The 8,287-nt window shown below is 70.9% G+C and carries 7 protein-coding genes and 1 pseudogene; 6 read left to right on the forward strand and 2 right to left on the reverse strand.

Features of this window, described 5'->3' with window-relative positions:
* Positions 1 to 116 precede the first annotated feature (116 nt).
* The 3 genes from cimA (at position 117) to ABEA26_RS33585 (ending at position 3,804) form a co-directional block, all read left to right on the forward strand.
* On the forward strand, positions 117 to 1,721 hold the full coding sequence (gene cimA, locus ABEA26_RS33575) for a citramalate synthase (RefSeq protein ID WP_345597515.1): 1,605 nt from the start codon (positions 117 to 119) through the stop codon (positions 1,719 to 1,721).
* Between the two features lie 100 nt (positions 1,722 to 1,821).
* Complete coding sequence (locus ABEA26_RS33580) at positions 1,822 to 3,165, forward strand: hypothetical protein (protein WP_345597517.1); 1,344 nt, start codon at positions 1,822 to 1,824, stop codon at positions 3,163 to 3,165.
* A gap of 60 nt (positions 3,166 to 3,225) precedes the next feature.
* The gene (locus tag ABEA26_RS33585) at positions 3,226 to 3,804 is read left to right on the forward strand and encodes a cysteine hydrolase family protein (RefSeq protein ID WP_345597519.1); all 579 of its coding nucleotides are present in this window, start codon (positions 3,226 to 3,228) and stop codon (positions 3,802 to 3,804) included.
* Here ABEA26_RS33585 and ABEA26_RS33590 read toward each other — a convergent pair.
* Together ABEA26_RS33590 and hpnR are read right to left on the reverse strand one after the other, a co-directional pair.
* Positions 3,791 to 4,348 (reverse strand): YceI family protein, encoded by a 558-nt coding sequence (locus ABEA26_RS33590; protein ID WP_345597521.1) that lies wholly within the window; start codon positions 4,346 to 4,348, stop codon positions 3,791 to 3,793. The two genes, ABEA26_RS33585 and ABEA26_RS33590, sit on opposite strands and share 14 nt — an antisense overlap.
* A gap of 98 nt (positions 4,349 to 4,446) precedes the next feature.
* Complete coding sequence (gene hpnR, locus ABEA26_RS33595; protein WP_345597523.1) at positions 4,447 to 5,940, reverse strand: hopanoid C-3 methylase HpnR; 1,494 nt, start codon at positions 5,938 to 5,940, stop codon at positions 4,447 to 4,449.
* A 146-nt stretch (positions 5,941 to 6,086) separates the two neighbouring features.
* Between hpnR and ABEA26_RS36485 the strand changes: the two are divergent.
* The 3 genes and pseudogenes from ABEA26_RS36485 to ABEA26_RS33605 all read left to right on the forward strand — a co-directional run.
* Positions 6,087 to 6,725: pseudogene (locus tag ABEA26_RS36485) on the forward strand (lyase); the annotation flags it as partial.
* Positions 6,726 to 6,735: 10 nt separating this feature from the next.
* Positions 6,736 to 7,128, forward strand: coding sequence for a polysaccharide lyase beta-sandwich domain-containing protein (locus ABEA26_RS36490; protein ID WP_425587945.1), 393 nt, complete (start codon positions 6,736 to 6,738; stop codon positions 7,126 to 7,128).
* 154 nt (positions 7,129 to 7,282) lie between these two features.
* A partial coding sequence (locus ABEA26_RS33605) for an acyl-CoA carboxylase subunit beta (RefSeq protein WP_345597525.1) occupies positions 7,283 to 8,287 on the forward strand: 1,005 nt, incomplete at its 3' end.

An 8,287-nucleotide genomic window follows, 5' to 3' on the forward strand; every position in this document is an offset into this window, starting at 1 on the left:
GGTTTTTCGTTTTTCCTGGCCCACCTCCAGCCGGGAAGAGAGCGCGAGGGATCATAGACGGACGGTGGAACCGGTCATTCCGGTAGACCGAGATCCCCTACAGGAGTCTTCAGATCATGACCGCAACCAGCGAACTCGACGATTCGTTCCACGTCTTCGACACCACTCTGCGCGACGGCGCGCAGCGTGAGGGCATCAACCTCACGGTCGCGGACAAGCTGGCCATCGCACGGCACCTGGACGACTTCGGTGTGGGCTTCATCGAGGGCGGCTGGCCCGGCGCGAACCCCCGGGACACCGAGTTCTTCGCCCGCGCCCAGCAGGAGATCGACTTCCGCCACGCCCGGCTGGTCGCCTTCGGCTCCACGCGCCGCGCGGGGGCCAAAGCCGCCGACGACCACCAGGTCAAGGCGCTTCTGGAGTCCGGAGCCCAGGTGATCACCCTGGTCGCCAAGTCCCACGACCGGCACGTCGAGCTCGCCCTGCGCACCACGCTCGACGAGAACCTGGCGATGGTGCGGGACACCGTCTCCCACCTCGTCGCGCGGGGCCGCCGGGTCTTCGTCGACTGCGAGCACTTCTTCGACGGCTACCGCGCCAACCCCGAGTACGCCAAGGCCGTCGTGCGCGCCGCCTCGGAAGCGGGCGCGGACGTGGTCATCCTGTGCGACACCAACGGCGGCATGCTCCCGGCGCAGATCCAGGCCGTGGTCGGCACGGTGCTGGCCGACACCGGTGCCCGGCTCGGCATCCACGCCCAGGACGACACCGGCTGCGCCGTCGCCAACACCCTCGCCGCGGTCGACGCGGGTGCGACCCACGTCCAGTGCACGGCGAACGGCTACGGCGAGCGGGTCGGCAACGCCAACCTGTTCCCGGTCGTGGCCGCGCTGGAGCTGAAGTACGGCAAGCAGGTCCTGCCCGAGGGCCGGCTCCGCGAGATGACGCGCATCTCCCACGCCATCGCCGAGGTCGTCAACCTCACCCCCTCCACCCACCAGCCCTACGTCGGCGTCTCCGCCTTCGCGCACAAGGCGGGCCTGCACGCCTCCGCGATCAAGGTCGACCCGGACCTGTACCAGCACATCGACCCCGAGCTGGTCGGCAACACCATGCGGATGCTGGTCTCCGACATGGCAGGCCGCGCCTCCATCGAGCTCAAGGGCAAGGAGCTCGGCATCGACCTCGGTGACGACCGGGAGCTGGTCGGCCGGGTCGTCGAGCGCGTGAAGGAACGCGAGCTGGCGGGCTACACCTACGAGGCCGCGGACGCGAGCTTCGAACTCCTCCTGCGCGCGGAGGCCGACGGCGCCCCGCTCACGTACTTCGACGTCGAGTCCTGGCGCTCGATCGCCGAGGACCGCCCCGACGGCTCCCACGCCAACGAGGCCACGGTCAAGCTCTGGGCCAAGGGTGAGCGTATCGTCGCCACGGCGGAGGGCAACGGCCCGGTCAACGCCCTGGACCGCGCCCTGCGCGTCGCCCTGGAGAAGATCTACCCGGAGCTGGCCAAGCTCGACCTGGTCGACTACAAGGTCCGCATCCTCGAGGGCGTGTACGGCACCCAGTCCACGACCAGGGTCCTCATCTCCACCAGCGACGGCACGGGGGAGTGGTCCACGGTGGGCGTCGCGGAGAACGTCATCGCCGCCTCCTGGCAGGCACTGGAGGACGCGTACACGTACGGGCTGCTGCGGGCGGGGGTCACGCCCGCGGGGTGAATGCCGGGCGGAGCGCCTCGAGCAGTGCCGGGAGGGATGCCGGTTTTGTCCGGGTCCGCACCGATGTCTTATCGGGGCGGATTCGGGTACTTTCGAACGTATGACGGACGCACGTGTTCGAGTCCTCATACGCCTCCTGGTCGCGCCGGTCGTCGCCGCGCTGGCGGTGCTGATGGCCGGGGCGCCCGGCGCGCAGGCGGCCACCGACGTCACCGAGATCGGCGCGGCTCTGCGCGAGAGTCCCGTCTACGTGGACCCGGCCGCCACCGACCTGCTGTCGTCGTCGGACGCCGAGGCGCTCGCCGACAAGATCGAGGACGCGGACGAACCCGTCTTCGTCGCCGTCCTCCCGGCCGACTACCCGACCGAGAACCTCTTCCAGAACCTCCGCACCGAGACCGGCATCACCGGCCTGTACGGCATCCGCCTCGGCGACGAGTTCGACGCGCGCGCCGACAGCCGGGTGCTGAGCCGCCAGGGTGTGGACAACCTGGTCACGGCGGCCCAGGGCGCCGGAGACGCCAAGGCCCAGCTGAACGACTTCGTGGACGACGCCCTGCGCAGCGTCCGCGGCTCCGCCCCCTCCTCCTGGGACTCCGGCGGCGCCTCCGCGCCGACCGGCGCCCTGATCACCGCCGGCGCGGTCGTGGCGGTCGGGGGCGCGGGCGTCTACGCCCTCTCCCGGCGCAACCGGCACCGCAGGGAGGAGGAGCAGCGGGAGGCGCTGGAGCGGCTGCGAGTGGTCGTCGACGAGGACATCACGGCGTTCGGTGAGGAACTGGACCGCCTGGACTTCCACCCGGCGGAACCACGCGCCGACGACGCGATGCGCACGGACTACGAACGCGCCCTCGACGCCTACGAGCAGGCCAAGACGTTCATGGCGGACGCCCGTAAACCGGAGGACGTCCGCGCCGTGACCCAGGCGCTGGAGGACGGCCGCTTCTCGCTCGCGCAGCTCTCGGCCCGGCGCGAGGGCGGGCCGCTGCCCGAACGCCGCCCGCCCTGCTTCTTCGACCCGCGTCACGGCCCGTCGGTCGCGGACGTCACCTGGACCCCACCGGGCGGCGCCACCCGCGAGGTCCCGGTCTGCGCGGCCGACCGGACCCGGCTGTCCGACGGGCGGGACCCGATGATCCGCGAGGTGGACACCGAGTACGGCCGCCGCCCCTACTGGGACGCGGGCCCGGCCTACGGCCCCTGGGCGGGCGGATACTTCGGCGGCGGCATCCTGCCCGGCCTGCTGGTCGGCACGATGCTGGGAGGCATGATGGCGGGCCCCGCCTACGGAGCCGGATACGGAGCCGGCTACGGCGACTTCGGCGGCGGCGACGTCTCAGGCGCCGACTTCGACCCCGGCGACTTCGGGGGCGGTTTCGGCGGCGGCGACTTCGGCGGTGGCGGTGGTTTCGGCGGTGGCGGCGACTTCGGCGGAGGCTTCTGACCGGGGTGCGAGTTCGCTGTACGCAGGGACCTGGGAACACCCGTCCGATAACGTGAGCCCATGCCGCATACTCCCGCGCTCCTCGTCATCGACATGCAGAACGCCACGGTCGGCATCGCCCACCGGCCCACCGAGACCGTCGCCGTGATCGCGGGGCTGCGCGACCGGGCCCGGGCCGCCGGCGTTCCCGTGGTGACGGTGCGACAGCGGGGGGAGGGGATGGTGCCCGGTACCGAAGGGTGGCGGGTGGTGCCGGAACTGGCGCCGCGGGAGGGTGAGCCGGTCGTCGACAAGACGACACCGGACAGCTTCCTGGACACCGACCTCGCCGAGATCCTCCGGGCCCACGGCGTCACCGAGGTGATCGTGACCGGGTTCGCCACGGAGGTCTGCGTGGACACCACGGCGCGGCAGGCGCTGAGCCGGGGTTACGACCTGGTCGTCGTGGCCGACGGGCACACCACGTCGCGGCGGAGCGCGGCGGACGCCGGCGGCCTGATGCCCGCGGACCGCTCGATCGCCCAGTACAACACGGTCTACGGGATGATCGGCTGGCCCGGCCGGAGCATCCGGGTCCGGGCCGCCGCCGACGTGGACTTCGCGGCTCCCGAGGAGGCGCGGGGCGTCACGCCTGCTTGATCGCGGAGATGTCGAAGTTCAGCTTGATCTTGTCGGAGACCAGCACGCCTCCGGTCTCCAGGGCGGCGTTCCAGGTGAGCCCCCACTCCGAGCGCTTGATCTCCGCCTTGCCCTCGAAGCCGACGCGCTCGTTGCCGAACGGGTCCTTGGCGGCGCCGTTGAACTCCAGGTCGATGGTGAGCGGCCTGGTGGTGCCGAGGATCGTCAGGTCGCCGGTGACGCGGTAGTCGTCGTCGCCCAGGGCCTCCGCCCTGGTGGACCGGAAGGTCATCTTCGGGAACTCGTCCGTCCTGAAGAAGTCCGAGCTCTTGAGGTGGCCGTCGCGGTCGGCGGACCCGGTGTCGATGCTGTCCATCGTGATGTCGAGGGACGCCGTGGAGCGGGTCGGCTCGGCGCCGTCCAGGTGCAGCTCGCCGCTGAAGTCGAGGAACTTGCCCTTGACGTTGGTGACCATGGCGTGGCGCGCCGTGAAGCCGATCGTCGTGTGGGCGGGGTCGATCGTGTACTCGCCGGTCAGGGTGGCGAGATCGGGGGTGGTGGTCATGGTGCCCTCCGGGAAAGGTCGAGTCGCGATGATGATGTTGAATGTTCAACCAGTTCAACGGTGACGACTGTAGACCTATTCCGTTCGGCCTTCAACGGTTATGCACGGCGCGGTGGCGACGCCTGCGGTGCCGCCCGGGTGTGGACGTACAGCTGCCGCCGGTCGCCGACGTCGACGGGCTTGGGCAGCGGGAGTTCGTACCGCACGGGCATGCCGTGGTCCGCGAACTGGCGGCGCGGGTTGTAGACCTGGTTGAACTTCCACAGCATCCGGGCGAAGTTCGTCTGCCCGCGCAGCAGGTTGTGGCCGAGGATGCGGGCCGCGCCGAACGCCGTCCGCAGGCCCAGGTGCTTGCGGTTGATCACGGCCTGGGTGCGTACCAGTTCCTCGTAGAAGCGGTCCAGCGGCAGTGTGGTCGGGACCACCGCGTGCTGGATGTCGAAGAGGCGGTAGTCGCGGGTGGTGAGGCGGCGCGACTCGGTGTGCCAGATCTCCGTTCCCGGATACGGCGTCATCACCGTGAAGTGCACGATCTCCGGCACCGACAGCGCGAACTCCCGCACCACCCGAAAGCGCTCCTCGTCCCAGGCCGGGTCCACGATGAGGTTGATGGCCACCTGGATGCCCAGGCGCCGGGCCGTCTCCAGCGCCCGGAAGTTCTCGTCCGGGCTGATCCGCTTGCGGAACAGGTCCAGGCCCTCGGCGTCGATGGCCTCCATGCCCAGGAACATGTAGCGCAGGCCGAGCCGCGCCCACCGCTCGAAGACCTCGGGGTGACGCAGGAGCACGTCGCTGCGCGTCTCCAGGTAATACCGCTTGCGGATGCCGCGCCGTTCCACCTCGTCGGCGATGGCGTTGCCGTGCTCGGGTCGGATGAAGGCCACGTCGTCGACGATGAAGACGTTGGGCTCGCGGACCCTCGCCAGGTCCTCGGCCGCCGCCTCGGGGGAGGCCTTTCGGTAGCTGCGGCCGTAGAACGTCCAGGCGGAGCAGAAGGAGCAGTCCCAGGGGCAGCCGCGGGTGAACTCGACGGAGGCGCACGGGTCCAGCTCCCCGATGAAGTAGCGGCGCCGGTTGCGCATCAGGTCGCGGGCCGGGAGCGGGGAGTCGATGCCGTGCATCATCAGCGGCGCGGGTCCGCGTCCGGCGGTGGTGATGATCCCGGGGACGCCCTCCACCCCGCCGTCGCGCACCGCTTCCAGCAGCGGAGCGACCACCGGTTCGCCCTCGCCCCGGACCACCGCGTCGACCGCGCCGGCCGCCTGCTCCAGCACGTTCTCGGCGACGAAGGAGACGCTGTGCCCGCCGAAGAAGACGAAGCATCCCGGCACCTCCCGCTTCACCTTCGCCGCCAGGTCGATCGCCTCGGGGATGTTCGCCAGGTAGTTCAGCGAGACGCCGAGGGCCTGAGGCCGGAACGACCGCACCTCGTCCCGCAGCGTCCTTTCGCTGAGCACCTGGCGGTCCACGACCCGGACCTCGTGCCCCGCCTCGCGGGCCGCGCCCGCCACCCGTTCGAGACCCAGGGGTTCCAGACGAAGGAAGATCTCGGAGTACAGCAGGGCGCTGGGATGGACGAGCAGCAGGCGCATGGTCACCTCGTCGCGGATCGGAACGCACCGGAACAGAGGTGAACCGGGACGGCGGTCAGGCTTCCCCTTCGTAACCCGGTGGACCCGCACCCGCAGCACCCGTACGGCCGCCTGGCGGACCCCGCGCCCGGGGAAAGGTCATGGGCATGACCTCCACATGGCCGCACCTCCGCCGAACCGGCGCCGACCGAACGGACGCCGACCGAACGGGCCCCGGCCGAACCGGCGCCGAACCCACCCGCCGCTCCCTCCTCCTCACGGCCGCGCTGGCCGCCGCACTCGCCCCCGCCCTCAGCGCCCCGACCCGCGCCGCGGCCGCCGCCGACCCCTACGACACCCTCCGTCGCCGCTGGCTCGGCATCACCCTCGGCACCGGCTACGACCCGGCCGCCGAACCGTACGTCTCCCGCCTCGCCGACACCGGCGACCGCGCCCGCGCCCACCGCGCCACCATGGCCCCCACCCCCACCTCCCTGTGGCCCGGTCATCCCTTCGACCCGCCCGCCGGCATCACCCTCGCGTACGGCCGCCTGTGGACCATGACCGAGGCGTACGTCCAACAGGGCACCGGATCCACCGGCGACGAGACCCTGCTCGCCGACATCCTGCGCGGCCTCGACCACCTCTCGGCCACCGTCTACAACCCGGCCACCACCCGCTACGGCAACTGGTGGGAGTGGCAGATCGGCAGCCCCCGCCTGCTGACGGACATCACGGCCGCCCTGTACGACCACCTCGGCACCGAGCGCGTCACCGCCGCCTGCGCGGCCGTCGACCACTTCGTTCTACGTCGCCATGCCGGGCGCCACCCGCCGGGCCGTCGCCCGGCGCGCCGCCGACCGTCGCCGGCTCACGGTCCTCGCCAACGACGACCGGTGCCAGGCGGTCGCCGTTCCCCCACTCGGCCTCACGGCCGCGAACTTCTGGCGGGCCGGCACGGCGGGTCCGCTCACCACGACGGCGGGTGTGAGTGTGCTGATCCGCCGCCGTGGCCGTACCGCTACCCTCTGCGTGAGTGAACCGCCACGCACGGGCGAGCCTGTGGAGATCATCTGGGACCACCCGGTCCGAGCGTCGGTACGGGCCGAGGACACGGTCGAGGTCGTCGCGACGGGCCGCCGACTGCACCTGCGAATCACTCCGGGGGTGGTATGTACCACCCACGAATGTGAGGTGACTCTCAGCTGACGGCTTTGTGCGACCCCTACAAGCTTGAACCCCTCTGAGCAGTCGAAACGGCTGCGTCCTGTGGGGGTTCTGTTCAGTGCTACCAGGAAAACGCGCCGGAGACTGTACGGAGTCGACGGCTGGCATTCCTTGTCCGGCTTCGTACAGTCGCTACATGACCGTTTTGGATGAGGCGCCGGGTGAGCCGACGGACGCACGCGGGCGAGTGGCCGAGCTGCACGAGATCCGTGCGCAGGCGCTGGCCGGACCGAGCGAGAAGGCGACGGCGGCGCAGCACGCCAAGGGCAAGCTGACCGCGCGGGAGCGCATCGAGCTGCTCCTGGACCCGGGCTCCTTCCGTGAGGTCGAGCAGTTGCGCCGGCACCGGGCGACCGGGTTCGGTCTGGAGGCGAAGAAGCCGTACACCGACGGTGTGATCACCGGGTGGGGCACGGTGGAGGGCCGTACGGTCTTCGTCTACGCGCACGACTTCCGGATCTTCGGCGGTGCGCTGGGCGAGGCCCACGCCACGAAGATCCACAAGATCATGGACATGGCCATCGCGGCCGGTGCCCCGCTGGTCTCCCTCAACGACGGCGCCGGCGCCCGCATCCAGGAGGGCGTCAGCGCGCTCGCCGGGTACGGCGGCATCTTCCAGCGCAACACCAGGGCGTCCGGCGTCATCCCGCAGATCAGCGTGATGCTCGGCCCGTGCGCGGGCGGCGCGGCCTACAGCCCCGCCCTCACCGACTTCGTGTTCATGGTCCGCGACACCTCGCAGATGTTCATCACCGGCCCCGACGTGGTCAAGGCCGTCACCGGTGAGGAGATCACCCAGAACGGCCTGGGCGGCGCCGACGTGCACGCCGAGACGTCCGGCGTGTGTCACTTCGCGTACGACGACGAGGAGACCTGCCTCGCCGAGGTCCGCTACCTGCTGTCGTTGCTCCCGCAGAACAACCGGGAGAACCCGCCCCGCCACGAGTGCGGCGACCCCGCGGACCGCCGTGGTGACACCCTCCTCGACCTGGTCCCCGCCGACGGCAACCGCCCCTACGACATGACCAAGGTCATCGAGGAGCTCGTCGACGACGGCGAGTACCTCGAGGTCCACGAGCGCTGGGCCCGTAACATCATCTGCGCCCTGGCCCGCCTCGACGGCCGGGTCATCGGCATCGTC

The sequence above is a fragment of the Streptomyces marokkonensis genome (genome assembly GCF_039539045.1).
In the GTDB taxonomy this organism is placed as follows: domain Bacteria; phylum Actinomycetota; class Actinomycetes; order Streptomycetales; family Streptomycetaceae; genus Streptomyces; species Streptomyces marokkonensis.

Bases quoted from the DNA above. Each gene is read 5' to 3' on its own strand.
- ABEA26_RS36490 (WP_425587945.1), top strand. From the start codon at position 6,736: ATGCCGGGCGCCACCCGCCGGGCCGTCGCCCGGCGCGCCGCCGACCGT.
- cimA (WP_345597515.1), top strand. From the start codon at position 117: ATGACCGCAACCAGCGAACTCGACGATTCGTTCCACGTCTTCGACACC.
- ABEA26_RS33580 (WP_345597517.1), top strand. From the start codon at position 1,822: ATGACGGACGCACGTGTTCGAGTCCTCATACGCCTCCTGGTCGCGCCG.
- hpnR (WP_345597523.1), bottom strand. From the start codon at position 5,940: ATGCGCCTGCTGCTCGTCCATCCCAGCGCCCTGCTGTACTCCGAGATC.
- ABEA26_RS33585 (WP_345597519.1), top strand. From the start codon at position 3,226: ATGCCGCATACTCCCGCGCTCCTCGTCATCGACATGCAGAACGCCACG.
- ABEA26_RS33590 (WP_345597521.1), bottom strand. From the start codon at position 4,348: ATGACCACCACCCCCGATCTCGCCACCCTGACCGGCGAGTACACGATC.